At 66.0% G+C, this 25653-nt stretch carries 23 protein-coding genes; 17 read left to right on the top strand and 6 right to left on the bottom strand.

Annotated features, from left to right (window positions below; all coding sequences use genetic code 11):
- Positions 1-5: 5 nt before the first annotated feature.
- The 3 genes from WFP78_RS16695 to WFP78_RS16685 are packed head-to-tail and all read right to left on the bottom strand — an operon-like array spanning position 6 to position 4044.
- Positions 6-2147, bottom strand: coding sequence for an RNA degradosome polyphosphate kinase (locus WFP78_RS16695; RefSeq protein ID WP_336964858.1), 2142 nt, complete (start codon positions 2145-2147; stop codon positions 6-8).
- Complete coding sequence (locus tag WFP78_RS16690; RefSeq protein ID WP_336964856.1) at positions 2147-2803, bottom strand: HdaA/DnaA family protein; 657 nt, start codon at positions 2801-2803, stop codon at positions 2147-2149. Before WFP78_RS16690 ends, WFP78_RS16695 begins: the two co-directional genes overlap by 1 nt.
- Positions 2800-4044, bottom strand: coding sequence for a heavy-metal-associated domain-containing protein (locus WFP78_RS16685; RefSeq protein ID WP_419722988.1), 1245 nt, complete (start codon positions 4042-4044; stop codon positions 2800-2802). The genes WFP78_RS16690 and WFP78_RS16685 overlap by 4 nt, the downstream gene beginning before the upstream one ends.
- Positions 4045-4136: 92 nt before the next feature.
- Here WFP78_RS16685 and purM point away from each other — a divergent pair, with 92 nt between their 5' ends.
- From purM to WFP78_RS16670, 3 genes are all read left to right on the top strand, one after another.
- Complete coding sequence (gene purM / locus WFP78_RS16680) at positions 4137-5270, top strand: phosphoribosylformylglycinamidine cyclo-ligase (protein WP_336964853.1); 1134 nt, start codon at positions 4137-4139, stop codon at positions 5268-5270.
- Positions 5271-5275: 5 nt separating this feature from the next.
- Positions 5276-6226, top strand: a complete 951-nt coding sequence (gene purN, locus WFP78_RS16675; protein WP_336964850.1) for a phosphoribosylglycinamide formyltransferase — start codon at positions 5276-5278, stop codon at positions 6224-6226.
- An 81-nt stretch (positions 6227-6307) separates the two neighbouring features.
- Positions 6308-6994 carry a hypothetical protein gene (locus tag WFP78_RS16670; RefSeq protein ID WP_336964847.1) on the top strand — a complete coding sequence of 229 codons (687 nt, stop codon included), beginning with the start codon at positions 6308-6310 and terminating at the stop codon, positions 6992-6994.
- A gap of 86 nt (positions 6995-7080) precedes the next feature.
- On the opposite strand, the gene ndk is transcribed toward WFP78_RS16670, so the two are convergent.
- From ndk to WFP78_RS16655, 3 genes are all read right to left on the bottom strand, one after another.
- Complete coding sequence (gene ndk, locus WFP78_RS16665; protein ID WP_336964844.1) at positions 7081-7503, bottom strand: nucleoside-diphosphate kinase; 423 nt, start codon at positions 7501-7503, stop codon at positions 7081-7083.
- Positions 7504-7720: 217 nt separating this feature from the next.
- On the bottom strand, positions 7721-8155 hold the full coding sequence (locus WFP78_RS16660) for a DNA polymerase III subunit chi (protein WP_336964841.1): 435 nt from the start codon (positions 8153-8155) through the stop codon (positions 7721-7723).
- A 47-nt stretch (positions 8156-8202) separates the two neighbouring features.
- Complete coding sequence (locus WFP78_RS16655) at positions 8203-9657, bottom strand: leucyl aminopeptidase (protein ID WP_336964838.1); 1455 nt, start codon at positions 9655-9657, stop codon at positions 8203-8205.
- Between the two features lie 228 nt (positions 9658-9885).
- Between WFP78_RS16655 and WFP78_RS16650 the strand changes: the two genes are divergently transcribed.
- From WFP78_RS16650 to WFP78_RS16585, 14 genes are all read left to right on the top strand, one after another.
- Positions 9886-12117, top strand: coding sequence for an LPS-assembly protein LptD (locus WFP78_RS16650; RefSeq protein WP_419722987.1), 2232 nt, complete (start codon positions 9886-9888; stop codon positions 12115-12117).
- Between the two features lie 129 nt (positions 12118-12246).
- Entirely contained in the window at positions 12247-13614 is a 1368-nt protein-coding gene (locus tag WFP78_RS16645; RefSeq protein WP_336964832.1) for a peptidylprolyl isomerase, read from the top strand.
- Complete coding sequence (pdxA, locus tag WFP78_RS16640; RefSeq protein WP_336964829.1) at positions 13614-14639, top strand: 4-hydroxythreonine-4-phosphate dehydrogenase PdxA; 1026 nt, start codon at positions 13614-13616, stop codon at positions 14637-14639. The genes WFP78_RS16645 and pdxA overlap by 1 nt, the downstream gene beginning before the upstream one ends.
- Before the next feature lie 7 nt (positions 14640-14646).
- A complete protein-coding gene (rsmA, locus tag WFP78_RS16635) occupies positions 14647-15525 on the top strand; it encodes a 16S rRNA (adenine(1518)-N(6)/adenine(1519)-N(6))-dimethyltransferase RsmA (RefSeq protein ID WP_336964826.1) in 879 nt (292 codons plus the stop codon).
- Positions 15526-15677: 152 nt separating this feature from the next.
- Entirely contained in the window at positions 15678-17225 is a 1548-nt protein-coding gene (lnt, locus tag WFP78_RS16630) for an apolipoprotein N-acyltransferase (protein WP_336964823.1), read from the top strand.
- A 58-nt stretch (positions 17226-17283) separates the two neighbouring features.
- Positions 17284-18495 carry a methionine adenosyltransferase gene (gene metK, locus WFP78_RS16625; RefSeq protein ID WP_336964820.1) on the top strand — a complete coding sequence of 404 codons (1212 nt, stop codon included), beginning with the start codon at positions 17284-17286 and terminating at the stop codon, positions 18493-18495.
- A 179-nt stretch (positions 18496-18674) separates the two neighbouring features.
- Positions 18675-19307, top strand: a complete 633-nt coding sequence (locus tag WFP78_RS16620; RefSeq protein WP_336964817.1) for a DUF1326 domain-containing protein — start codon at positions 18675-18677, stop codon at positions 19305-19307.
- Positions 19294-20097 (top strand): DUF2182 domain-containing protein, encoded by an 804-nt coding sequence (locus WFP78_RS16615; protein ID WP_336964814.1) that lies wholly within the window; start codon positions 19294-19296, stop codon positions 20095-20097. Before WFP78_RS16620 ends, WFP78_RS16615 begins: the two co-directional genes overlap by 14 nt.
- A gap of 152 nt (positions 20098-20249) precedes the next feature.
- Positions 20250-20438, top strand: coding sequence for a hypothetical protein (locus WFP78_RS16610; RefSeq protein WP_336964811.1), 189 nt, complete (start codon positions 20250-20252; stop codon positions 20436-20438).
- Between the two features lie 149 nt (positions 20439-20587).
- Positions 20588-21295 carry a tRNA (guanine(46)-N(7))-methyltransferase TrmB gene (trmB, locus tag WFP78_RS16605; RefSeq protein WP_336964808.1) on the top strand — a complete coding sequence of 236 codons (708 nt, stop codon included), beginning with the start codon at positions 20588-20590 and terminating at the stop codon, positions 21293-21295.
- A 128-nt stretch (positions 21296-21423) separates the two neighbouring features.
- Positions 21424-22641, top strand: coding sequence for a tyrosine-type recombinase/integrase (locus tag WFP78_RS16600; RefSeq protein ID WP_336964804.1), 1218 nt, complete (start codon positions 21424-21426; stop codon positions 22639-22641).
- A gap of 190 nt (positions 22642-22831) precedes the next feature.
- Positions 22832-23983 (top strand): sensor histidine kinase, encoded by a 1152-nt coding sequence (locus WFP78_RS16595; RefSeq protein ID WP_336964801.1) that lies wholly within the window; start codon positions 22832-22834, stop codon positions 23981-23983.
- Complete coding sequence (locus tag WFP78_RS16590) at positions 23980-24693, top strand: response regulator transcription factor (RefSeq protein WP_336964798.1); 714 nt, start codon at positions 23980-23982, stop codon at positions 24691-24693. The genes WFP78_RS16595 and WFP78_RS16590 overlap by 4 nt, the downstream gene beginning before the upstream one ends.
- Before the next feature lie 189 nt (positions 24694-24882).
- Entirely contained in the window at positions 24883-25617 is a 735-nt protein-coding gene (locus tag WFP78_RS16585) for a MipA/OmpV family protein (RefSeq protein WP_336964795.1), read from the top strand.
- Positions 25618-25653: the final 36 nt, after the last annotated feature.

The raw sequence follows: 25653 nt of genomic DNA, 5'->3' as shown, positions 1-25653 counted from the left end.
CATGGTCACGGCCGGCGACGCAGGCTGAGCTTGGGCACCGCCTCGGCAGTGTCCATGGCCGCGCCGCGCCCGGACAGCGATGGATTGGTCATGAAATAGCGATGCAGGTTGAACGGCCGGTCATTGGGCACCAGCCTGCGATAGCGCCCGTCGCTTTCCAGCACCCAGCTCTGTTCATTGTCGATGAGGTTGGCGACCATCACCTGGTCGAGCACCTGATCATGCACGGTCGGGTTCTCGATCCGCAGCAGATATTCGACCCGGCGGTCGAAATTGCGCGGCATCCAGTCGGCCGAGCTGATGAACACCTTGGCCCCGTTATTGGGCAGCGACTGGCCATTGCCGAAGGCGGCGATGCGGCTGTGCTCCAGGAAGCGGCCGACGACGGACTTCACCCGGATATTCTCCGACATGCCCGGCACGCCCGGCCGCAGGCAGCAGATGCCGCGCACGATCAGGTCGATCTGGACCCCGGCATTGCTGGCGGCATAGAGCTTTTCGATGATCGCCGGGTCGACCAGCGAGTTCACCTTCACCCAGATGCTGCCGGGCCGGCCGGCACGCACATGGTCGATCTCCGCATCGATCTGTTCGCCCAGCGTATCGCGCAGATTGCGGGGCGAGATGGTCAGCACTTCCAGATGCTGCGGCTCGACATAACCGGTGATATAGTTGAACAGCGCGGCGGCATCCCGCCCCAGCCGCGGATCGGCGGTGAAGAAGCTGAGGTCGGTATAGATGCGCGCGGTGATCGGGTGGTAATTGCCCGTGCCGAAATGGCAGTAGGTGCGGAACTGCTCGCTCTCGCGCCGCACCACCATGGAGACCTTCGCATGGGTCTTCCAGTCGATGAAGCCATAGACGACCTGCACGCCCGCCCGCTCCAGCGCGCTTGCCCATAGCAGGTTCTGCTCCTCGTCGAACCGGGCCTTCAGCTCGACCACGGCGGTCACGGACTTGCCCGCCTCCGCCGCATCGATCAGCGCGCGGATGACGGCGGATTGCTTGCCCGCGCGGTAGAGCGTCTGCTTGATCGCCACCACGTCCGGGTCGGCCGCCGCCTGCTTCAGGAAGGCGATGACGACGTCGAAGCTCTCATAAGGGTGGTGGACGATGATGTCCTTGGCCCGGATCGCGGCAAAGCAGTCGCCGCCATATTCGCGGATTCTTTCGGGGAAACGCGGGGCATAGGGCTCGAACTTCAGGTCCGGCCTGTCTTCGTCGACAATCGTGGCCAGGTCGCCCATGCCCACGAAGCCGCTGGTTTCGGCAACGATCGCATCATGGCCCTGCAGCATTTCCTGCAGCATCTCCTCGACCGCTTCGGGCACCCGCTCCTCGATCTCAAGGCGGATCACGCGGCCGCGCCGGCGGCGCTTGATGGCGCTGCGATAATAGCGGACGAGGTCTTCGGCCTCTTCCTCCAGCTCGATATCGCTGTCGCGGATGATGCGGAAGACGCCGCTTTCCTTCACCCGATAGCCGGGGAACAGCTTGCCGGAGAAGCGCCGGATGATCGCCTCCAGCGCGATATAGCGCGCCGGTTCGCCGGGCACGCGCACGAATCGCGACAGGGTGCCGGGGATCATCACCAGTTCCCGCACCGACTGCTTGTCGGACAGGCGGACAAGGTCGAAGACGATCGACAGCCCCTGATTGGGGATGAAGGGAAAGGGGTGCGCCGGGTCCAGCGCCTGCGGCGTCAGGATCGGGAAAATCTGTTCCTGAAAATGATTTTCCAGCCATGCGTCGGCTTCCGGGTCGATGGTCTTTTCACCGATCACCAATATGCCCGCCGCCGCCAGCTCCGGGTGCAGCGCGTGCCAGACCCGCTGCTGCTGCGCCATCAGCCGGTCAGCTTCCGCGGAGATCGCCGCGAGCTGCTGCGCCGGGGTCAGCCCATCGGCGGAGCGCAGGTCCACGTCCTGCAGCTGCTGCCCCTTGAGGCCCGCGACCCGGACGGAGAAGAATTCGTCCAGATTATTGCCCGAGATGGACAGGAAGCGCAGCCGCTCCAGCAGCGGATGCGCGGCATTGGTCGCTTCCTCCATCACCCGCTGGTTGAACGCCAGCCAGGAGAGTTCGCGATTGAAAAAACGGTCTGCCGGCACGGCGAGGGCAACGGCGGCGGGGTCGACTTCGGCCACTATGCCTCCTTGATGATCTGGCGCGACGCGCAGGGCGCGGGGTCGCCCCGGACTATAGGCAAAAGGCCGGCCGATTGCAGGACTTCTTTTGCCATCACGACAGAAATCTTCCTGCCTGCAGCCACGGAGGCGTGGTTGAGCCGGTCGACCACGGCAGCCACCGCATCATAGCTGCGCTCGATACGGCGCACGAGGAAATCGGGGACATCCGCCGCCCAGGCCGTGCCCGCCGCCGCGAGCCCGCGCTCGATCAGCGCCCGCACCAGCGCCTCGTCCGGCTGGGCGATCGCCACATGGGGGGCGGCGGCAAGGCGGGATTTGAGATCGGGCAACGTCACGCGCCACTCCGCCGGCGGGCGATCGGCGACCAGCAGCAGCGGCCGCCCCTCCAGCTGCGCACGGTTCCAGGCGTGGAACAGCAGCTCGTCCTCCACCTGCTCAGCCTGCTCGATCACCGTACCGTCGGATGCGGCGGCGAATTGCCGCGCCAAGATGCTGCGGCCCGAGCGCGGCGGGCCGGAGAGGATGCTGGTCCGCACCTTCCAGTCGCGCCAGCCTTCCAGATGGCGCACCGCGATCTGATTCGCCTCGCTGACCAGGAAGGCGCCCTCTCCCCCCTGCCCGCTCCAGTCGAAGGGCAGGCCGATCTGGGTCACTGGGCGGGCGCCGGCGCTGCGGCCACGCGGCGGATGCGCAGGGTCGTGCCGGCAACGCTGACGGTATAGCCGCGCGCCTGGAGCGCCGTGCGCAGCGAATCGACACTGCCCTCGAAGCTCACCTGCATGACGGAGGTGCCGCCCAGCGCAAGGCTGCTGGTCGATGCCGACCGCACGCCGGCAATGCTGCGCAGCACTGCCTCCCCCTGGGAGACGGAGCCGACATTGGGCGTATCATATTGGACCGAGAAGCTGCCGATACTGGCGGCCACCGGCACATCGACCGTCTCGATCGCGTCGGCGGCATTGTCCGTCGGCAGCAGGTCCGGGTCCACCGGCTCCTCGATCACCAGCGACGGGTCGGGGCGCAACTGGCCGGAGATCAGCGCCTGCACATAAAGCTGGTCGATCCGCTGGACCGCCTGGTCCATCATCGCCGGCAAGGCGGCCTCATTGGCGGCGCGCAGGGCAAAGGTGCCGATCAGGCTGTTGTCGGGGCCGTAGCGGGCGGCAAAATGCCCTTCCACCGGCCCGCCCGGCCACAGCCGATGCAGCCGCGCGATGGGGATCACCACATCGGCGGCGCCATATTGATCGAGCAGCACCCGCCACCACAAACGGCTGCGCCGCCCGATCTGGCCATTGTTGAGCAACAGCGGATCGGCGCTGGTGCCACTGGTGCGGACATAGTCGATGGCGCTGTCGCCGGTGCGGAACCGCGCCCAGGCTTCCTGCCACCGGTTCACGCTTTCATAGGATGTCGCCATGCCGCCATCCCACAGCACGGGGATGACCAGCAGCGGCGGGGAGCGCATCGTCGCCCCCTTGAAGCCCAGAATCTGGCCGGCGCGCGCGCGATCGAACAGCACGCCCAGGGTCGCGATATAGCGATTGGGGCCGATCTGTTCATATTGCACCTCGATGCCCGAGACGATCGCTTCCAGCTGCGAATCGGAGAGCACAGGCGCGCCGGTGCCGGGGTTGGTGCGGGTCCACAGCGTCCGCCAGGCAAGCCGCTGCGCCTGTCGCCAGCCGGCCATGCGCGCCGCTTCGGCATTGGGGGCGAACATGTCCACCTTGACGCTGCTCACCTCGAAATCGCCGCCGCTGGCGATGGGCGGCACGCCGCGCTCGCCCTCGATCTGGGCGATCAGCGCCGCTCCCGCCAGCGCCACGATGGCCAGAAAGGCGATGTGCAACGGCCGGATGGTCAGGCGAGGCAAAGCGAAGGTCGGGGTCACGGCGCCCTTTTGACGACAAAATGCCGCGAAGCCAAGCGCGATTGCGCGCAGCCCGACTTGATAAAATCCGGCAAACGGCTAGGGCGGCGCGCATGAGCAAGCCCACAGAAACGCCCTCCGCCACAGACAGCTCCCAAAGCGGCGGCTCCTATAGCTATGCCAAGGCAGGCGTGGATATCGCCGCCGGCAACGCGCTGGTGCGCGCCATCGCCCCGCTCGCCAAGGCGACCCGTCGCCCCGGCGCGGACGCGGAGCTGGGCGGCTTTGGCGGCTTCTTCGACCTGAAGGCGGCGGGCTATGACGATCCGCTGCTGGTCGCGGCCAATGACGGCGTCGGCACCAAGCTGAAGCTCGCCATCGACCATGATCGCCACGATGGCGTCGGCATCGATCTGGTGGCGATGTGCGTCAACGACCTGATCGTGCAGGGCGCCGAGCCGCTGTTCTTCCTCGACTATTATGCCACCGGCAAGCTGGAGAGCGGCGTCGCCGAGCGCGTGATCGCGGGCATTGCCGAGGGGTGCCGCATCGCCGGCTGCGCGCTGATTGGTGGCGAAACCGCCGAAATGCCGGGCATGTACGCGGCTGGCGATTATGACCTTGCCGGTTTCTGCGTCGGCGCGGTGGAACGTGCCCAGGCGCTCACCGGATCGAGGGTGAAGGCGGGCGACATCCTGCTCGGCATCGCGTCTTCGGGCGTGCATTCCAACGGCTTCTCGCTGGTCCGTCGCTTGGCCGCCGACAAGGGCTGGAAGCTGGATCGCCCTGCCCTGTTCGACAATGAAGTGCTGCTGATCGACGCGCTGATGGCGCCGACGCGCATCTATGTGAAGAGCCTGCTGCCGCTGGTGCGCGCGGGCAGCATCAACGCGCTGGCCCACATCACCGGCGGCGGCCTGCTGGAAAACATCCCCCGCGTGCTGCCTGAAGGCTGCCATGCAACCGTCGACGCCGACAGCTGGGCCCAGCCGCGCCTGATGGCCTTCCTGCAGGCGCAGGGGCATATCGAGCCGGAGGAAATGGCCCGCACCTTCAACTGCGGCATCGGCATGGTGCTGGCGGTCGACCCCGCGCAGGCCGACGCTGTGCGCGCGGCGCTGATCGAGGCGGGCGAGGATGTGCATGTGATCGGCGGCATCGAAGCGGGCGAAAAGGGCTGCACCGTCAAGGGATCGGTCGAGACCTGGAGCGCGCGCAGCGACTGGACGGCGACGCATCTGGGATAAAAGCCATGACCAAGGCCAAAGTCGGCATCCTCATTTCCGGCCGTGGATCGAACATGGCGGCGCTGGTCTATGCGGCCAAGGCGGCCGATTGCCCCTATGAGGTCGTGCTGGTCGCGGCCAACGACCCCGACGTGCCCGGCCTCGCTTTTGCCATGGCAGAGGGCATCGCGACCTTCGGCCAGAGCCACAAGGGGCTGAAACGCGCGGAGTTCGACGCGATCATCGACGCGCAGCTGCGCGCGGCGGGCGCCGAATATGTCGCGCTGGCCGGCTATATGCGCCTGCTCTCGCCGGAATTCGTCGCCGGATGGGAGGGACGGATGCTCAACATCCACCCTTCCCTGCTCCCCAAATATAAGGGGCTGCACACCCATGAGCGCGCGATCGAGGCGGGCGACACATGGGCGGGCTGCTCGGTCCATGTCGTGACCGCCGAGCTGGATGACGGCCCGGTGCTGGGGCAGACGAAGGTCGCCATCCTGCGTGGCGACACCGCCGATGCGCTCGCCGCCCGCACGCTCATCGCCGAGCATCAGCTCTATTCGCGCACGCTCGCCGATTTCGTCACCCGCGAGAGCACGCCCGAGGCGTTGCTGGAAAAACTGCGCGCGCTCGTCGCGCAATTGCCCGCGACCGATGAGGTCACGTCCCATGGCATGCCCTGCTTCGGCATCGAGAAGGGCAAGAAATTCGCCTATTTCACGCAGGATCATCATGGCGACGGCATCGTCGCGCTGATTGTGAAGACCGCCGCCCCCGAAGAACATGCGATGCTGATCGAAGGCGACCCCGACCTTTATTACCGCCCCGCCTATTTCGGCGCCGCCGGCTGGATCGGCATCATTCTTGGCCGCCATACGGACTGGGACCATATCGCCGGCTGGCTGGAACGCAGCTGGCGCAGCGTCGCTCCGCGCAAGCTGACCGGCCTGATGGACGTCGCCGACCAGTTCTGATGGACAGTTCAGCCGACTGACAGCATCTTCATGGCAATGCGTCCAGCCGGGACAGGCCAGTCGCAACGGGGGAGCAACGCCATGGTCGACGATCATTCCACGCCCCCGGCGGGGAAAAACGGGACGGCAGGCAGGGACGAAGCGGCAGCGCAGCGCGCCGAAGCGGCCGCGATTCGCCGTCGCTGGATCACGCTGGGCGAGATATTGGCGGTGGTCGCGGTCCTCATTTCCGGGCTGACGCTCTGGAACAGCTGGTCCGAGCGCCGCGACACCGCCGCGCGCGAAGCCGCGCAGGAGGCGCGCACCTCCGGCAAGGCCGCGATGCTGGTCCTCACCGCCACGCCCGCCGCACGCGGCACCCGGCTGGAGATCGCCCCAGCGGCCCAGGGCCAGACGATCCAGAGCCAGACCATCCGCTTTCCCGAAGACCTGAAACTCGCGCCGGTGAACACCGCCGGCGAAGCGCGAATCGAGTCGGACTGGTTCGAGGAGGCGCTGAAGAATGCGCGCGGCCGGGCCGGCATGCCCGACGACAGCCGCGGCGACGAACGGCTGCCCGTCGCGATCGAGACGCTGTTCGTGGTCGATGGCGACAGCTATCGCGACACCGCCATCTACGACATCGGCTATGCGGTGAAGGGGCGGACCTTCGTCGGCCATCGCGTCACGCTGAGCGGGCTTTCGCTGGTCCAGCATGCGCCGCCGGACAAGGCGCAGGCCCGGGTGAACATGCGCTGGGTCCGGGGCCTGCCGCCCTTCCGCGAATAGGCGCCCGGCCCACCCGGACGAGCACCCCAAAAGAAAAAGAGCGCGGAAACGATCCGCGCCCTCTTCATCTTGGCATTGCCGTTCGATCAGCCGACGATTTCGTCCGCCTTGAAGAAATAGGCGATCTCGATCGCGGCATTGTCTTCGCTGTCCGAACCATGGACCGAGTTCGCCTCGATCGATTCCGCCAGTTCCTTGCGGATCGTGCCGGCATCGGCATTGGCGGGGTTGGTGGCGCCCATGATGTCGCGGTTGCGCTTCACGGCGTCTTCGCCCTCAAGCACCTGCACCACGACCGGGCCGGAGATCATGAAGCTGACCAGATCGGCGAAGAAGGGGCGCTCCTTGTGGACGGCATAGAAGCCCTCGGCCTGTTCGCGGGTCATCTGGATGCGCCTGGAAGCGACGACGCGCAGGCCGGCTTCCTCAAGCATCTTGGTGACCGCGCCCGTCAGGTTGCGACGGGTCGCGTCGGGCTTGATGATCGAAAAAGTGCGGGTAACGGCCATGGGATATGACTTTCCATCGTTCAATTATAGGGAAACTGCGGGCGCCTTTAGCCGCGTCGGATGACAACGGCAAGGCCATTGGCCGGCGCGGCGCCAGCGGGTTGCGCCATGACGGAGGGAGATGGGCGCGACAGCCCACCGAAATGGCGGTTTTTGGGCCGGGGCGTTGCGGGGAGAGGCAGGCGGGCGGCCCCGGGCGTGCAGGGCCGGGTGCCCGTTACGGCCCTTCCACCCATTTGCGGCCGTCCTGCCGCCAGAAATGGGTTTCCGCCTCTTCATTGCGGGCCAGCGCGCGCCATGCCGCCCGCGCGCCGTCGATCGTCTCGGCATCGAAGAAATAGAAGCTGCGGGCAAAGCCTAGCGCCTCGTCCCGCCACAGCCCGTCGGCCAGCGCGATGTTGGTCGCGCCATTGGCGGCTTCGCAGCTGGACGACAGCAGGATCGGCTGCGCCTCGTCCATCCCCTCCCCCGCTCGGGCATGGGCCAGGAAACTGGTGGGGGCACTGGTCCACAGCGCCTGGGAAATGCGCCGCAGCCGATCGTCATCCCCCACCACCACCAGCCGCGCGCCGCCGTCGAGCAGGCGGCCGGCGATCACCGGCAGCACCTGCTCCACCGGCTGGCGGCTGAGCTGGTAGAAATCGACGCGCATCGCGGGGCCGCGCCTTTTTCAGCGACCGGCGCGGCGCGCGGCCGGGATCATGCCTCGAACCTGTCGGCCACCAGCTGGTCGAGCAGGCGCACGCCAAAGCCGGTCGCGCCCTTGTCCCATGTCGCGCCGGGCTTGTCCGCCCACACCATGCCGGCAATGTCGAGATGCGCCCATTTCACGCCCTCGTCGACGAAACGCCTGATGAACTGCGCGGCGGTGATGGAACCGGCCCCGCGCGGACCGACATTCTTCATGTCGGCGATCGGGCTGTCGATCAGCTTGTTATAGGCGTCGGACAGCGGGAAGCGCCACAGCGGGTCGCCCGCCGTCTTGCCCGCCGCGATCAGATCGTCGGCCAGCCCGTCATCGTTCGAAAACACACCGGCATGCTGGTCGCCCAGCGAGATAATCATCGCGCCGGTCAGCGTCGCCAGGTCGATCACCACCTGCGGCTTGTAGGTCTTCTGCGCCCAGGTGACGGCATCGCACAGCACCAGCCGGCCTTCGGCATCGGTGTTGATGACTTCGATGGTCTGGCCCGACATCGACGTCACGATATCGCCCGGGCGCTGCGCATTGCCGTCCGGCATATTCTCGACCAGGCCGCAAATGCCCACGACATGCGCCTTCGCCTTGCGCGTGGCGAGCGCCATCATCGCGCCCGCGACCGCGCCGGCGCCGCCCATGTCCCACTTCATGTCTTCCATGCCGGCCGCCGGCTTGATGGAGATCCCGCCGGTGTCGAAGGTCACGCCCTTGCCGATCAGCACCAGCGGCGTTTCCTGCGCGCCGCCCGTGCCGTCCCATTTCATCGCGAGCAGCCGGGGCTTGCGCACCGAACCCTGCGCCACACCCAGCAGCGCGCCCATGCCGAGCGCGGCCATCTCCGTCTCGTCCAGCACGCTGATCTCGATGCCCAGTTCGGCCAGCGGGCGGCAGCGTTCCACGAAGCTCTCGGGATAGAGGATATTGGCCGGCTCGGACACCAGCTCGCGGGTGAAGGCCACGCCCTGCGCCACCGCCCGATGCCGCGCCCATGCCGTCGCGGCGCTCTCCTCGCTCGTCACCAGCGTGATCTGCATCAGCGTCGGCTTCGCCTTTTCGGGCTGGCGGGTGCGATAGGTGTCGATCCGCCAGGCGCGCAACACCGCGCCCAGGCCGACGCGCGCCGCGCCGTCGCCGGTCGCGCCGCCGGGAAAGGCGACCGCGGCATGCACCGCGCCGGAGGTCGCGAGCCGGGCGACCAGCGCCCCGCCGGCCCGCTCCATGTCCGCCGCCGTGCCGGCACCCGTGCCGACCAGCACGATCCGTACCGTCTCGCCCGCTTCCTCGGCAAAGCTCTCGAAGGTCGCGCCCGCCTCGCCGGCAAAGCGCGCCGCCTTTGCCCCGGCGACGATCGTGCGCGATGCTTCGACGGGAAGGTCGCCCAACGCATCCTTGCCGATCGCGAAGACCAGCGTGTCGGCTGCTGCGGGCCGGGAAGGACTGACGACGATTTCCATGTGGACTCCTTAGGAATGACAATCTTGGCGCGGACGGAACGCATGTTCCTGCGGCCGGGGATGTTTATGCCAGATAGTGCGCCGATGCGCGTCTGACCAGCGCTTCGACCGATTTCCGCCCGCTCTTGCGATGCAAGGCGATTGCGGCGCGGGCGAAGGGGTGCAATAGGCAGGTTTCATATTGCCTGGAAGCCGCGCGCCGACCCGATGATCTGCTCCCCGACCCGAATGTCCAGACCGCTGATAGGATGGAGCACGATCCTGCTGATGGCCGGCGCCAGCATGCCTGCGCGCGCGCAGGAGCTTCAGGCGCCGCAGGCCCAGCCGCCCGCCGCCGACGCGCCCGTCCCGGCAAGCGACGAGGAAATCGGCTTTGCCGCCGACCAGCTGCAATATGATTCCAATGCGGAGGTCGTGACGGCCAGCGGCAATGTGCAGCTGGTGCGGGAAGGCAACCGCCTGCGCGCCGACACCGTCGTCTGGCACCGTGACAGCGGCAAGGTGGAGGCGAGCGGCAATGTCTCCGTCACCGACCCGGAAGGCAATATCGCCTATGGCGACCGCTTCGACGTAACCGACACGCTGAAGGACGGCGTGGTGGAGAACATGCTGGTCGTGCTGCAGACCGGCGGCCGCCTCGCCTCCGTCAAGGGCGCGCGCAAGGACGGCATCTACACGCTCAACCACGCGGTCTACACGGCCTGCGCAGTGGAAACGAGCGCCGGATGCCCCAAGGAACCGACCTGGCAGATCAAGGCGGTGAAGGTCGTCTACAATCCCTTCCGCCAGCGCGTGACCTATACCGACGCGCGCATGGAGCTGTTCGGCCTGCCGCTCATTCCGCTGCCCGGCCTCTCCCATCCGGTAGGCGGCGGGGGCGGCAGCGGCCTGCTGGTGCCCGATTTCCGCTATGACCGGAACAATGGGGCGGACATCTCCCTGCCCTATTATCTCAAGATCGCGCCCAATCGCGACCTGACGATCACGCCGCATCTCTATTCGCAGGTGCTGCCGATGATCCAGGGCAGCTATCGCACCTTGCTGGACAAGGGCGCCTATCAGGTCACGGGCTACGCCACCTATGGCCGCCGCCAGTCGACCAGCGACCCCACGGTGACGCTCAGCACCCGGGATTTCCGCGGCTATATCGACGCCAGCGGCCGGCTGCAGCTCGACCCGGAATGGAGCGTCAGCGGTTCGCTGCGCGTCACCACCGACCGCACCTTCCTGCGCCGCTACGACATCAGCCGCGACGACCGGCTGCGCTCGACCCTCCAGGCCGAACGAATCGGCGAGAACAGCTATTTCTCGCTGGCCGGCTGGGCCGCGCAGACGCTGCGCACCAACGACAGCCAGGGCCATGTGCCGATCGCCCTGCCGGTCATCGACTGGCGCCTGCGCCTGCCCGACCCGATCCTGGGCGGCAGGCTGCAGATCCAGGCGAACAGCCTTGCGATCACCCGCACCACGGGGCAGGACACCCAGCGCGCCTTCGGCGCCGCCGAATGGAACCTGCGCACGCTGACCGGCCTGGGGCAGGAAATCACGCTGACCGGCTATCTGCGCGGCGACGTCTATCACAGCGACCAGAATGAGCTGACCTCGACCGTCATCTACCGCGGCGATTCCGGCTGGCGCGCGCGCGGCATCGCGGCGGCGGCGGCCGACATGCGCTGGCCCTTCATCGGCGAGGCGTTCGGCGGCACCCAGCGGATCACCCCGCGCGTGCAGATCGTGGCATCGCCCCGGATCGCCAACATGTCCGTGCCCAATGAAGACGCCCGCGCCGTCGATCTGGAGGACAGCAACCTCTTCGCGCTCAACCGCTTCGCCGGCTATGACCGGTTCGAGGATTCGAGCCGCGTCACCTATGGCCTGGAATATCAGCTGGATCGGCCGAACCTGTCGGTCGACATGGTCGTGGGCCAAAGCTATCGCCTCAATTCGCGCGGCACATTGTTGCCCGACGGCACCGGCCTGTCCGACAAGACGTCCGACATCGTCGGCCGCACCACCATCCGCTATCGCAATCTGGTCAGCTTCATCCACCGCTACCGGCTGGACAAGGACAATCTGGCCATCCGCCGCAACGAGGTCGACGCCACGATCGGCAGCAAGAAGACCTATGCCATGGTCGGCTATCTGCGGCTCAACCGCAATGCCGACACGACGTTCGAGGACCTGAGCGACCGCGAGGAGCTGCGCCTTGGCGGCCGGGTGCAGTTCGCGCGGTTCTGGTCCGCCTTCGGCTCGACGGTGATCGACCTGACCAGCTCGAAGGAAGACCCGCTCTCCCTTTCCGACGGCTATCAGCCCGTGCGCCACCGGCTGGGCATCGCCTATGCGGACGACTGCCTGGAACTGGGGCTGACGTGGAAGCGGGACTATCGCGTCGTGGGCGATGCGCGGCGTGGCAACAGCTTTCTGCTGCGACTCGCTTTTCGCAATCTTGGCATATAAGAGGAGCGACCTGATGCCGTTGGACAACCGGCCTGCGGGGCAGCTCTGCTCAGCGCCGGTTAATGCCGAACGGCCCATGAAACGATGCACGCCGTCCGCCGGTCGACCATGTGGAGAGTAACCTCGTCGATGAAGTTTTCCGTGTCTGCCGCCCGCTGGGCGAATTATGCGCTGCCCGTCCTGGGCACGGTTTCGCTGTGCCTGGCCGCAACCGCTCCGGCCCAGACCGTCGGCGAGGAAGGGATGGACCTGCCCTCCGCCAGCCTCAACCTGCCCAAGGACATTTCCTTCTTCGGCAAGACCGATCCCAATGTCCGCAAGGCGACGGCGATCGTCAACGGCCGGATCATCACCGGCACGGACATCGATCAGCGCCTGGCGCTCATCATCACCGCCAATGGCGGCAAGGTGTCCGACGAGGAGAAGGAAAGGCTGCGCCTGCAGGTGCTGCGCAACCTGATCGACGAGACGCTGCAGATTCAGGAAGCCGCCGCCAACGACATCAAGGTCGACAGGGCGGAGATCGACCAGAGCTATGAGCGGGTCGCGGCGAATTTCCGCAAGTCGCCCACCGACTTCGAAAAATATCTGCGCGAGCAGGGCAGCTCGTCGGCCAGCATCAAGCGCCAGATCGAAGGCGAGCTGGCCTGGAACCGCCTGCTGCGCCGCAATGTGCAACCCTTCGTCAATGTCGGCGAGGACGAGGTGCGCTCGGTCGTCGACCGCCTGAACGCGGCCAAGGGCAGCGACGAGTTCCGCATCGGCGAAATCTACCTGTCGGCAACGCCCGAAAACAGCGAGCAGATTGCCGCCAACGCCCGCAACATCATCGACCAGATCAAGCAGGGCGGCTCCTTCGCCGCCTATGCGCGCCAGTTTTCGGAAGCCTCGACCGCAGCGGTCGGCGGCGATCTGGGCTGGGTCCGCCCGGCGCAGCTGCCCGACGAGCTGGCCCGCGCGGCCAGCGACATGAACGTCGGCCAGATCGCCGGCCCCGTTCCCGTCCCCGGCGGCTTCAGCCTGATCTACGTCATGGACAAGCGCAAGGTGCTGACCGCCGATCCGCGCGACGGCATCATGAGCCTCAAGCAGCTTTCGCTCCAGTTCCCCGCGGGCACGACCAAGGAGCAGGCCAATGCAAAGGCCGCCGCCTTCGCCGCCGCCGCCAAGGAGATCAAGGGATGCGGCGCGGCCGACCAGGTCGGCAAGACCATCGGCGCCGACGTGGTGGACAATGACGGCGTGAAGGTGCGCGACCTGCCGCCGCAGCTGCAGGACATGCTGCTCGCCCTCCAGATCGGCGAATCGACGCCGCCCTTCGGCTCCGTCACGGATGGCGTGCGCGTCCTCGTGATGTGCGGCCGCGACGAGCCGCAGGCGGCCGGCGCACCGTCCTTCGAGCAGATCATGGCGCAGATGGAGGATGAGCGGGTGAACAAGCGGGCGCGCATCTATCTGCGCGACCTGCGTCGTGACGCCGTCATCGACTATAACTGATGGCGGCCGTGGCGAGCGGCACGCATCCGCCTCTCCCGCCCTTCGCCATTTCGCTTGGCGATCCGGCGGGCATCGGGCCCGAAGTGGTGGGCAAGGCATGGGACATGCGCGACGCGCGCGGCCTGCCCGGCTTCTTCGCCATCGGCGACGCACGGTCCCTGCGCGCGGCGTGGCGTGGCCCCATCGCCGAAATCTCCAGCCCTGAAGAGGCGTCCGCCGCCTTTGCCAGTGCGCTCCCCTGCCTCAACGTCGCCGATGCGGGGGAGGTCGTTCCCGGCCAGCCCACCATCGAGGGCGCGCATACCGCCCTGCAGGCGCTGGAGGTCGGCGTCGGCCTTGCCCGCGCGGGATCGGCGGCGGGGCTCATCACCGCCCCGGTCGGCAAGACGCAGCTTTACGGCATCGGCTTCACCCATCCCGGCCAGACCGAATTCGTCGCCGAACGGTGTGGCGTGGCGCCTGAAAATGCGGTGATGATGCTGGCGGGGCCGGGCCTGCGCGTCGTCCCCATCACCATCCATATCCCGCTGAGCGCGGTGCCGACCGCGCTCACCACCGACCTCATCCGCGCCCGCGCGCTGGTGACGGCGCGGGGGCTGCAACGCAATTTCGGCATCGCCGCCCCACGCCTTGCCGTCGCCGGCCTCAACCCGCATGCCGGCGAGCAGGGCGCGCTGGGCCGCGAGGAGCTGGACATCATCATCCCCGCCATCGAGGCGCTGGCCGCCGAGGGACTGTCGATCAGCGGCCCGCAGGCGGCCGACGGCATGTTCCACCCCCGCGCCCGCGAAACCTACGATGCGGCGCTGTGCATGTATCACGATCAGGCGCTGATCCCCATCAAGACGCTGTATTTCGACGATGGCGTCAACATGACCCTGGGCCTGCCGATCATCCGCACCTCGCCCGATCACGGCACCGCCTTCGGCATTGCGGGGCACAATGTCGCCAATCCGGGCGCGACCATCGCGGCGATCCGCATGGCGGCGTCGGCCGCGCGCCACCGCCTCGCCTTCGAGGGCTGAGCCCCGTATGACCGCCCCGGCAGACCCGCCCCCTGCCCGCCCGGCACTGCGGCCCAAGCTCCCCCCATTACGGGAGGTGATCGCCGCCCACGGCCTGCAGGCGAGCAAGGCGCTGGGGCAGAATTTCCTGTTCGACGAACAGCTGCTGGACCGCATCGCCGCCATTCCCGGCCCGCTCGCCGGCAAGGCCGCGTTCGAGGTCGGCCCCGGCCCCGGCGGCCTCACCCGCGCGCTGCTGCGCGCCGGGGCGCAGGTGGTGGCGGTGGAGCGCGACCATCGCTGCCTGCCCGCGCTTGCCGAACTGTCGGATGCCTTTCCCGGCAAGCTCACCGTCATCTCCGGCGATGCCATGGCGCTCGATGCGCGGGCGCTGGCGGGCGAAGGCGCGCATATCGTCGCCAACCTGCCCTATAATGTCGGCACCGCCCTGCTCATCGGCTGGCTCTCCCAGCCCTGGGAGGGGGAAGCCGGCCGCCCATGGTGGTCGTCCCTCACGCTCATGTTCCAGCAGGAAGTGGCCGAGCGGATCGTCGCGACGCCGGGCAGCGACCATTATGGCCGCCTTGCCGTGCTCGCCCAGTGGCGCGCGCGCGCGAAGATCGCGATGAAGGTCCACCGCAGCGCCTTCACCCCGCCGCCCAAGGTGATGTCCGCCGTCGTCCATATCGAACCCATGGATGCACCCGAGGGCGTGGACCTCAGGAAACTGGAACAGCTCACCGCCGCCGCCTTCGGCCAGCGCCGCAAGATGCTGCGCCAGAGCCTGAAGGGCGTGCCCGGCGCGCTGGACGCGCTCGCCACCCTGGGCATCGCCGCGGACCGGCGGGCGGAAACGCTGACGGTCGGCGATTTCGTGGACCTTGCGCGGATATTGAGCGCAGGGTGAGGCATGGCCTGCGGGGCGTCCGTCATGGGCGGTCATGGCAAATCTACCGGCGGTAGCGCTTGAGTCATGACGCTCCCTTCAAACCCTCCCGCCTCCAGCCGCTTCAACGATTGCAACTGTCACCAACCCGCGCGATAGCGTCAGCCGTGTTCATGCGTGCTCCCAAAACCACCGCGCTCGCCGCCGGGCTCCTTTCCGCCACGGGCTTTGCGCCGCTCCACTTCTGGCCGCTGACCATCGCGTGCCTCGCCATGCTGGCGCAGCTTATCGCCGATGCGCCGGACAGGCGATCCGCCTTCCTGCGCGGCTGGCTGTTCGGGCTCGGCCATTTCACCGTCGGCCTCAACTGGATCGCCCACGCCTTCACCTTCCAGGACGCGATGCCGCACTGGTTCGGCTATGGCGCGGTCGTCCTGCTCTCGCTCTATCTGGCGATCTATCCGGCGCTTGCCGCCCTTGCCGCATGGTGGGGGCGCAAGCGCCTCGCCCTCCCGCTCCCCGGCTTCGTCCTGCTGTTCGCCGCTGCGTGGATCATGGCCGAATGGCTGCGCGCCACGCTGTTCACCGGCTTTGCCTGGAACCCGATGGGCGCCCTCTGGCTGCCCAGCGGCGCGGCGGTGGCCGCCACGATCATCGGCACCTACGGACTTTCGGGGCTGGCGATCCTGGCCGGCGGCGGCGTGCTGCTTGCTATCCGCCGGCATGCGAAGGCCGCCACGGCCATCATCTTGCCGCTATGTGCGCTCATCTTCTGGGGCCAGATCGCGACCCATGGCGCGGGACCGGCAGGCACCATCCGCATCCGCGTGGTCCAGCCCAATATCGGCCAGCAGGACAAATATGTGGACGCGTTCGAGGAACGCAATTTCCAGAAGCTCGCCACCCTGTCCGGCCGCGCATCCGACACGCCGCGCCTGATCTTCTGGCCCGAAGCCGCCGTGCCCGCCTATCTGGACATGGAGCCGGAATGGCGCTTCCGCATCGCCGGCCTGCTCGGCCCCAACGACCTGCTGCTGCTCGGCGGATCGAAGGTCTATTTCAAGGACAAGCCGATCGCCCTGCCAGGCGGCGGCGCCTATACCGACCGCGTCATCGCGGGCGCCGCCAACAGCCTGTGGGCGCTGACCCCCGATGGCCGCCTGACCGGCCGCTATGACAAGGCGCATCTTGTCCCCTATGGCGAATATCTGCCGATGCGCGCGCTGCTGGCGCCGCTGGGCCTTTCCCGCCTCGTCCCCGGAGACGTCGATTTCTGGCCCGGCCCCGGCGCGCAAAGCCTGCCGCTGCCCGCCGCGCCCGGCCGCCCGGCGATGAAGATGGGTGGCCAGATCTGTTATGAGATCATCTTCTCCGGCCATGTCGTGGACGCGGCGAATCGCCCCGCCTTCATCTTCAACCCCTCCAACGACGCATGGTTCGGCAGCTGGGGCCCGCCGCAGCATCTCGCCCAAGCCCGGCTCCGCGCGATCGAGGAGGCGATGCCGATCATCCGCTCCACCCCCACCGGCATTTCCGCCGTGGTCGATGCCCAGGGCCGCGTGCGCAAAAGCCTGCCGCATCAACGCGCAGGCTATATCGACACGCTGCTGCCCCCGCCCGCCGGCCCCACGCCATTCTCGCGCATGGGCAATGTCGCGCCGATGCTGCTTGCGATCATGCTTTTCGGCTTGGCCGTTGCCTTGCGGCGAAGGGCTCGCTAAAGGGCATATAAATAATTCTTTATATCGCTTTTCCACCGCAGCCGATAATCGGAGTCCCATGCGCAGCAATTATCTCTTCACCTCGGAAAGCGTGTCCGAGGGCCATCCCGACAAGGTCGCCGATCAGATTTCCGACTCGATCGTCGATCTCTTCCTGTCCAAGGACCCTGAAGCCCGCATCGCGTGCGAGACGCTGACGACGACTCAGCTCGTGGTGCTCGCCGGCGAAATCCGCTGCAAGGGCGTCTATGAGGACGGCGCATGGGCGCCGGGTGCCCAGGAGGAAATCGAAAAGACCGTCCGCGAGACGGTGAAGAAGATCGGTTACGAGCAGGACGGCTTCCACTGGCAGACCTTCCGTTTCGAAAACAACCTGCACGGCCAGTCCGCGCATATCGCACAGGGCGTCGACGCCAGCGGCAACAAGGATGAAGGCGCCGGCGACCAGGGCATCATGTTCGGTTTCGCCTGCGACGAAACCCCGGACCTGATGCCGGCGACGCTGGACTACAGCCACAAGATCCTGGCGAAGATGGCCGCCGACCGCCACTCCGGCGCGGCCCCTTTCCTGGAGCCCGACGCCAAGAGCCAGGTCACGCTGCGCTTCAACGACGGCAAGCCGGTCGCCGCCACCGCGATCGTCGTCTCCACCCAGCATGGCAAGGGCTATGACGAGGGCGAGAAGGAAGCCGAGCTGAAGGATTATGTGAAGGGCGTGATCGCGGGCATCCTGCCTGCCGACCTGCTCTCGGACGAGACCGTCTATCACATCAACCCGACCGGCAGCTTCGAGATCGGCGGGCCCGATGGCGACGCGGGCCTGACCGGCCGCAAGATCATCGTCGACACCTATGGCGGCGCCTCGCCCCATGGCGGCGGCGCGTTCAGCGGCAAGGACCCGACGAAGGTCGACCGTTCGGCCGCTTATATCACGCGCTATCTGGCGAAGAACATCGTCGCGGCCGGCTTGGCCAAGCGCTGCACCATCCAGCTCGCCTACGCCATCGGCGTGTCGGAGCCGCTGTCGCTCTATGTCGACACCCATGGCACCGGCACCGTCGGCGACGACAAGATCGAGGATGCGATCAAGGGCATCAAGGAACTGGGCAGCCTCACCCCGCGCGGCATCCGTACGCATCTGGGCCTCAACAAGCCGATCTACCAGCCGTCTGCCGCCTATGGCCATTTCGGCCGCAAGCCCGAAGGCGACTTCTTCCCCTGGGAAAAGACCGATCTGGTCGACAAGCTGAAGGCCGCGCTCGGCGCCTGAGCCGTCTCCGGACAGGAAAACAGGAAAAGGGCGTCCCGTCGGGGCGCCCTTTTCGTTTGTCGGCTCCGGCGCCCGGAAATCGCTCGCGGAAGAGCGCAGGCGAACCGGCCCGCGCCACTTCGAATGCCCCTGAATCTGTGCTATAAGGATCGCACTTCGGCCGCTCAGGAGGCGTTTCGATGGCAAGATGGGAATTTAAGGGCCGCGAACTTGTAAACTGCTCTTGCGACTATGGTTGCAACTGTCAGTTCAATGGTCTCCCGGACAAGGGCCACTGCCACGCCGTGGCCGGCATCCAGATAGACGAGGGTCATCATGACGAAACCCGCCTTGACGGGCTGCGGATCGCCGCGATCTTCAAATGGCCCGGGCCGATCCACGAGGGTCATGGCGAGGCGCTGGCCTTTGTCGAGAAACGCGCCACGGAAGATCAGCGGAACGCCCTGCTCAGGATCATGACCGGGCAGGATACGGACCCGTTCGCAACCATGTTCGCCGTTTATGCCTCGACTGTCGAAACCATGCATCCCCCGGTGTTCACGGACATCGACCTGGACCTCGACATCGAAGCCCGGCGCGGCCGCATGGTGATCGACGGCTATGTGGAGATGATCGGCGAGCCGATCCGGAACAAAGTGACCGGCGCGCAGGCCCGTGCGCAGATCGTCCTGCCAGAAGGCTTTGAATATACGGTGGCGGACATCGGCAGCGCATCGAGCAGGACCACCGGCCCGATGATGCTCGAACTTTCGGACAGCTACGGCCAGTTCGCCAACATCCATCTCAACAGCAACGGTGTTGTCCGCACCTGAACGCCTCCCGCCCGGCCGGGTCGCGCTGACGGACCGGATCGTGCGCCAGGAGCGCGCGGTGATCGTCGGCGCGATTGCCCTGCTCGCCGGCCTGGCCTGGTTCTGGACGGCGACCGGCGCCGGGATGCCGATGGACCAAGGCATGATGACCGGCATGCCACCGCCCGGCCCGCCGCCTCTTCTGCTCACCCTGTTGATGTGGTGGGTCATGATGGCGGCGATGATGCTGCCCTCTGCCGCACCCACTATTCTGCTCTATGGTCGCGTCCGGCGTGAACGAAGCGGCCGATCCGCAATCGCCCCCTCTGCAATCGCCTCCTCCGGGATATTCCTGTCGGGCTATCTGCTCGCCTGGCTGGCGGCCTCCGCGATTGCCGCCGCCCTGCAGATCCTGGCCACGCGCATCGGGTGGGTGGACGCGGTGTCGATGCGGGCCACCCACGCCCCGCTCGCGGCGGCAACGCTGATCGCCGCCGGCCTCTACCAGATGTCGCCCATCAAGAATGTCTGCCTCATCCATTGCCGTTCGCCCGCCATGTTCCTGTCGCGCCACTGGCGTCCGGGGCTGGGCGGCGCGCTGAGGCTTGGCCTGCTGCACGGTGGATATTGCATAGGCTGTTGCTGGCTGTTGATGGCCGTGCTGTTCGCCGGCGGTATCATGAACTATTGGTGGATCGCGGGGCTGACCGCTCTGGTTTCCGCCGAAAAGCTCCTGCCTGCCGGCAAAACCCTGTCACGCATTGCCGGTATGGCGCTTATGCTCTGGGGCGTGGCTCTTGTCGCAGCATGAACGACGCAGGGGATGGCATGCACCTGTCCCATACATGACCGAAAGGTAACTTTGCCGGGGCCATCGGCCGGAATATGAAGGCATCGTCCGTCGCATTCATCGGCGCCGGCATATTTCTCGGGAAAGGATCGGCCATGAAAAAGACGTCGGCCATGAAAAAGACAATCGCGACTGCCCTGCTCACCCTGTCGCTGGTCGCCGGCGCGGCGGCCCCCGCTTATGCCGCCCCCTGCAAGGACGCCAAGGGCAAGTTCGTCAAATGCCCGCCCAAGCCGGCGGCGCCGGTCAAGAAGGCGCCGTGCAAGGACGCCAAGGGCAAATTCATCAAATGTTCGAAATAAGGGCCTGTTGATCGGCACGGGATCGGCACGGGCGGCGGCTGGACAGCGGCCGCCGCCCGCGCGTGCCCAGCGCCGCCGCCCGCTCCTCCCTCGCCCGCCATCATCTCCCGCCTTGCCCCCTGCGCCCGCGCCCGCTAAGCGCGCTCCCCATGACCGCGCATAAATCCGGCGATCCCACGACGCTCAACCGCCTTTACGGCCGCCAGTCCGGGCACAAGCTGCGGGCCGGGCAGCAGGAGCTGGTCGACAGCCTGCTCCCCGCGCTTTCCGTGCCGGAAGAAGGCCCGATCACCGCCGCCGCCCTGTTCGGCGCAAGTGCGCATGGGGATCGCCCCCTGCATTTCGAGATCGGCTTCGGTGGCGGCGAGCATCTCGCCTATCGCGCCGACATGCTGCCCGATCATGGCTTCATCGGCTGCGAGCCCTTCCTGAACGGCGTCGTCACCGCGCTGGGCCATATCCGCGACGGTGGCTTGGGCAATGTCCGCCTGCACATGGGCAATGCGCTGGACGTGCTCGCCCGCGTGCCGGACGGCGCCCTGAGTTTCGTCTATCTGCTGCATCCCGATCCCTGGCCCAAGGCCCGCCATGCCAAGCGGCGGATGATGAACCCCGGCCCCGTCGCCATGATCGCCCGCAAGCTCAAGCCCGGCGGCGAATTCCGCTTCGGCACGGACCATCCCGTCTATGTGCGCTGGGCGATGATGGTGATGAACGGCCACCCCGCCTTCGACTGGCTGGCATCCGGCCCGCAGGATTTCCTCACCCGCCCCGGCGGCTGGCCCGAAACCCGCTATGAAGCCAAGGCCCGCCGCCTTGGCCATGAGGTCTGGTACTTCCGATACGTGCGGATTTAGATCAATGACTTACCATAACTAATTCATGTATTTCAGTAGTTTAATCCGAAACACGCCGCCGCCTGCCGCCGCCGGTTTCCGTTTCGGTGATTGCTGGGTGATTACTTTTCTGGTACATGAGGTTCGTCATGGCCACCGGGAAAATCACCAAGCGAACCCTAGACGCGCTCCAGGCAGGCGCTGTTACCGGCTTCCTTTGGGATGACGAACTGAAGGGGTTCGGAGCGAAGATCACGGCGGGCGGCTCTGCATCCTATGTCGTCCAGTATCGGATGGGTGGCCGCGAGGCGAAGACGCGTCGCTACACGATCGGCGGTCATGGCTCGCCATGGACGCCCTTCACCGCTCGCGAGGAGGCGACGAGACTCCTCCGCCTTGTCGCCCAAGGGATCGACCCCGTCGCATCGGACAAGCAGCGACGGCGCGAGGCCGTCGACCTTGCCTTTTCCAACTACGCCGACCGCTTTGCGGCGGACTGCAAAGGGAAAGGTTGGTCGACGCTCGTTACGCGATCACTTCACCTACACGTCAAGCCCGTCCTGCGGGACAAGGCGCTCCCTACAATCACGCGCATTGATGTGGTGGCCGTGTTCGATCGCATGCCCGCAGATCAGGCCGCCAATCGCCGCAACGTGTTTGCGGTGCTGAGGCGCCTATTTCGATGGGCGGTGAGCCGTGGCGACATCGACAGAAGCCCGATGGAAGGCATGGAAACGCCGAAGGCCGTTAAACCTCGCGAGCGCTGGCTGAGCGACAGCGAGCTGGCGAGAGTCTGGCTTCAGGCGGCCGAATGCCATCGGTGCTTCGGCCCCATCGTTCGGCTTCTGATCGCCACGGGTCAGCGACGCGAAGAGATTGGTGGGCTTCACTGGCATGAGTTGGATCGCGGGGAACGTGAGATGCGGCTGTCCGGCGATCGAACAAAGAACGGCGAGCCGACCACCATACCGCTCAACGACCTCGCGGTGTCCGAACTCGACAAAATGGCGGGGAGTGAAAAGTGGCCAATTCGCGGGAGGGTGTTTCCAACGGCGACCGGCGCCGCGTTCACGGCTTATCACAAGGGCAAGACGAAGCTCGATAAGCTGATCTCAAAGGATGGCGGCAGTTCCATCCTGCCTTGGCGCCTCCATGACCTCAGGCGAACATTGGCAACTGGGTTCCAAAGATTGGGCGTTCGGTTTGAGGTGACCGAAGCGGTGCTCAACCACGTCGGAGGTTCGCGTTCTGGAGTGGCGGGCATCTACCAACGTCACGACTGGAAACCTGAAAAGCGCGAAGCGCTAGCGATGTGGAATGATCACCTCTCCAGCGCGATCGAGGCAGCGCAAAATAATGCCACGTGATTGACCCGCAGCGCCAAGCCTTCTGCCGTGCATACGAAGCGTCATTACCTTTGCACGGCTTAATGGGGCCGTTGATGTGCTATCAGAAAGCGCACGGCTCGGATTGAAAGATTGGCGGAAGGTTGAGGGACCACAACTACGAATAGCGCGGCGACCGCAGCCGCGTCCGACGTCAGGAGGCGTCGCCCATATGTTTTCGTTTTTCAACCGCAGGGCGCGCAAGCTGAACGGCCAGCAAGGCGGCTTCTCTCTGACATGGGTTCTGTTTCCCTCTGTCGTGCTGGTCATGGCGATGGTCTTCATGGCGGTCCAAATTCTAGCGATCTTGCCTGATGCGGTTTCTCACTCGCTCGCAGAGCGGATGGAGCCTGACAACCTTGCCCGCGAGGCGAGCGCAAATCTGCCGCTGATCCTGTTGATTGTCGGGTTCATGATGGCGGGCATTTTCGTCGCGTTGCGCATTGGCTTACGGCCACTGAGGCAAATTTCCGAGCGCGCCGCTGGCATTGGGCCTGCCACGATTAGCCAGCGCCTCCCTCTGAGTTCGACACCGCGAGAGGTTGTGCCCCTTGTAATCGCCTTCAATGCCACCCTCGACCGGCTGGAGGCGGGATGGCGCGCCCAGCGCGAATTTTCCGCCAATGCCGCGCATGAGTTGCGCACCCCGCTGGCGACCCTGCGGGCACAGGTCGAAAGCCTGTTGGAGCCGGAAGAGCAGAAAGACGCCATAGAGGAATTTGAGCGCCTTGGGCGCCTGATCGCTCAACTACTGGCGCTGGCCGAGACCGACAGTGGAGAGGATTTACTCACAGTCTCCTTTGATCTCGTAGCATTGGCCCGCACCGTCACCAGTGAGATGGCGAGTGCCGTCGTGGCAGGCGGTCGCGGTATTGCCTTCGAAAGTGCCTGTGAGCGATGGGCATGCGAAGGCGCGCCTGGCCTGGTGGAAGTGGCGATCCGCAACCTGCTCGAAAACGCCACGCGCCATACGCCGTCCGGCAGCGAAATCGTTGTCTCGATCGACCCAGCGGGTCGCCTCAGCGTCAGTGATGACGGGCCGGGCGTTCCGCCGGGATTTCACGATCGCCTGTTTCAGCGGTTCAGCAAAGCCGATGCTCAAGGGTTCGGGGCCGGCCTTGGGCTCTCGATCGTCAGCCGGGTGATGGTGCTGCACGGTGGCGCGGCGCGACTGGGTCCGTCGGAAACCGGAGCGTGCTTTGTGTTGGACTTTACCGAAGGGGATGATGCGACCGCCAATGCGGCGGGCAACTCTCGATCCTGGCGCCGCTCCGCATCAAACCCCACGGCGCTGACCAGCGACTTGCGAAGTTCAAGCGCATGAGGGTGCTCTTTGTCGAAGACAACACAAAGCTAGGCGAGGCGACGCGAAAGTCCCTAATTCGCACGGGCTTCTCGGTCGATCTCTTCCAAACGCCTGAGGATGGTTGGCACGCCTGGCAGATGGTGCCTTATGACGTCGTCATCCTCGACATCATGTTGGCGCGGCATAACGTGCTGGAAACGCAAAGCGGGCTGGATCTTCTGGCCCGTATTCGCGCCGCCGGCATTTCTACGCCTGTGCTGCTGCTCACCGCGCTTGGAAGCGTCAACGAGCGCGTGCGCGGTCTCGACGCCGGTGCAGACGATTATCTGGTCAAGCCCTTCGCTATGGAAGAACTCGTCGCGCGATTGAAGGCGCTGGGACGGCGGCCGCTTCCTCTCGCCGAGGAGGTGATCCGCTATGGCGATGTCGTCTATGACATTCCGTCCAGGGAATTGGCGGTTGGCGATGGCCGCGCCAGCCTGTCGCGGGGCGAGAGCATCATCCTTGAACGCTTCCTGCGGGCGCCGGAGCGGGTCATTACCAAGGCGCAGCTCGGCGAGAGCCTTCATTCGATGGACCAGGATTATACCGAAAATTCGATCCACGTTCATATGCACCGGGTGCGCAGCAAACTGGCGGATTTAGGCGCGCGCGTCTCGATCCGAACTTTGCGAGGCCTCGGCTACATGGCGGTTGCGACGCCGGAAGGCACACTGGCATCGCGTTAGTTGCCGACCGTCGCGAACGCCTGATTTCTACCAAATAAAGCTTCGCGCCTGAAAGGTTGGCGGAAGATTCGGGCTTCAGGAGATCGGTCTCACCGGCTGGAGACCGACAATGAATTCGAAGGCAGCAAAGGCGTGCGCCACATCCATCGCGATTGTCCGGTGTATCCGGGCTGATGTGGGAAAGTCCTGATGCCCGGCTCGTTGACGCAACTCGAACGGGCGGTGATCGCGCTCGCGCGCAATGATCCAGCATCGAGTTTGAAGCGGCCCGGTCGCGCGGCGCGCTGGCTTCGCGGATCAGGCTTCACGCCTCTGCCACTCGCCAACCAGAGGCTCGAAGCTCTCCGGCGCTACGCGATCCTGCGCCGTGTGCACGGCAGTGGCCTGGCTCATCAGGAACGCGAAAACCTCTTCAATTCGGGGTTCGCCCGAGGGCTCATCGAAGAAATCGACGATCTGACAGCCGAGACCGGGCCGAGGGATCGACCGTCCGACCTCGCGCGCCACCTCGCTTTATCGCCAGCCCCGGCGATCCCCCGATCAATAACCACAGGATCAAACATGCAAAACTCTTCCCATATGCGCGCTCGTCTAGTCATGGTTGCCGCGGCGCTTCCTTTTATCCTCTGGCACGGTATCGCCCAGGCACAGACCGAGCCGCCGGTCAATCCGGCGGTCGCGGCACCGCCCGCCGAGGGGCCGCCGGAGGATGGTCCGGGCGGTCCGGGTGGCCCCGATGGCGACCATTTCGCGATCGGTGTCGGCGGCATCTATCAACCCGCCTATATGGGCTCCGACAAGTATCGGTTTCAGCCTCTGCCAGCGATCGACATCAAATATGGCCGCTTCTTCGCCAACTTCCAAAATGGCATTGGCGCCAACCTTGTGGATCGGCGTGCAAAAAGGACCCCGTTAGCGGGGTGATCGGCGTCTAAAAGGGACCCCTCATTTCGATGGTTT

Source organism: Sphingobium aquiterrae, assembly GCF_037154135.1.
GTDB lineage: Bacteria > Pseudomonadota > Alphaproteobacteria > Sphingomonadales > Sphingomonadaceae > Sphingobium > Sphingobium aquiterrae.
The sequence above is the reverse complement of the archived record's forward strand: the minus strand, read 5'-3'. Positions and strand labels throughout refer to the sequence as shown.

What these genes read in the sequence shown, in the direction of transcription:
- purM (WP_336964853.1), top strand. Translation starts at nt 4,137, where the DNA reads ATGAGCAAGCCCACAGAAACGCCCTCCGCCACAGACAGCTCCCAAAGC.
- purN (WP_336964850.1), top strand. Translation starts at nt 5,276, where the DNA reads ATGACCAAGGCCAAAGTCGGCATCCTCATTTCCGGCCGTGGATCGAAC.
- WFP78_RS16670 (WP_336964847.1), top strand. Translation starts at nt 6,308, where the DNA reads ATGGTCGACGATCATTCCACGCCCCCGGCGGGGAAAAACGGGACGGCA.
- ndk (WP_336964844.1), bottom strand. Translation starts at nt 7,503, where the DNA reads ATGGCCGTTACCCGCACTTTTTCGATCATCAAGCCCGACGCGACCCGT.
- WFP78_RS16660 (WP_336964841.1), bottom strand. Translation starts at nt 8,155, where the DNA reads ATGCGCGTCGATTTCTACCAGCTCAGCCGCCAGCCGGTGGAGCAGGTG.
- WFP78_RS16655 (WP_336964838.1), bottom strand. Translation starts at nt 9,657, where the DNA reads ATGGAAATCGTCGTCAGTCCTTCCCGGCCCGCAGCAGCCGACACGCTG.
- WFP78_RS16650 (WP_419722987.1), top strand. Translation starts at nt 9,886, where the DNA reads ATGTCCAGACCGCTGATAGGATGGAGCACGATCCTGCTGATGGCCGGC.
- WFP78_RS16645 (WP_336964832.1), top strand. Translation starts at nt 12,247, where the DNA reads ATGAAGTTTTCCGTGTCTGCCGCCCGCTGGGCGAATTATGCGCTGCCC.
- pdxA (WP_336964829.1), top strand. Translation starts at nt 13,614, where the DNA reads ATGGCGGCCGTGGCGAGCGGCACGCATCCGCCTCTCCCGCCCTTCGCC.
- rsmA (WP_336964826.1), top strand. Translation starts at nt 14,647, where the DNA reads ATGACCGCCCCGGCAGACCCGCCCCCTGCCCGCCCGGCACTGCGGCCC.
- lnt (WP_336964823.1), top strand. Translation starts at nt 15,678, where the DNA reads ATGCGTGCTCCCAAAACCACCGCGCTCGCCGCCGGGCTCCTTTCCGCC.
- metK (WP_336964820.1), top strand. Translation starts at nt 17,284, where the DNA reads ATGCGCAGCAATTATCTCTTCACCTCGGAAAGCGTGTCCGAGGGCCAT.
- WFP78_RS16620 (WP_336964817.1), top strand. Translation starts at nt 18,675, where the DNA reads ATGGCAAGATGGGAATTTAAGGGCCGCGAACTTGTAAACTGCTCTTGC.
- WFP78_RS16610 (WP_336964811.1), top strand. Translation starts at nt 20,250, where the DNA reads ATGAAAAAGACAATCGCGACTGCCCTGCTCACCCTGTCGCTGGTCGCC.
- trmB (WP_336964808.1), top strand. Translation starts at nt 20,588, where the DNA reads ATGACCGCGCATAAATCCGGCGATCCCACGACGCTCAACCGCCTTTAC.
- WFP78_RS16600 (WP_336964804.1), top strand. Translation starts at nt 21,424, where the DNA reads ATGGCCACCGGGAAAATCACCAAGCGAACCCTAGACGCGCTCCAGGCA.
- WFP78_RS16595 (WP_336964801.1), top strand. Translation starts at nt 22,832, where the DNA reads ATGTTTTCGTTTTTCAACCGCAGGGCGCGCAAGCTGAACGGCCAGCAA.
- WFP78_RS16590 (WP_336964798.1), top strand. Translation starts at nt 23,980, where the DNA reads ATGAGGGTGCTCTTTGTCGAAGACAACACAAAGCTAGGCGAGGCGACG.
- WFP78_RS16585 (WP_336964795.1), top strand. Translation starts at nt 24,883, where the DNA reads ATGCCCGGCTCGTTGACGCAACTCGAACGGGCGGTGATCGCGCTCGCG.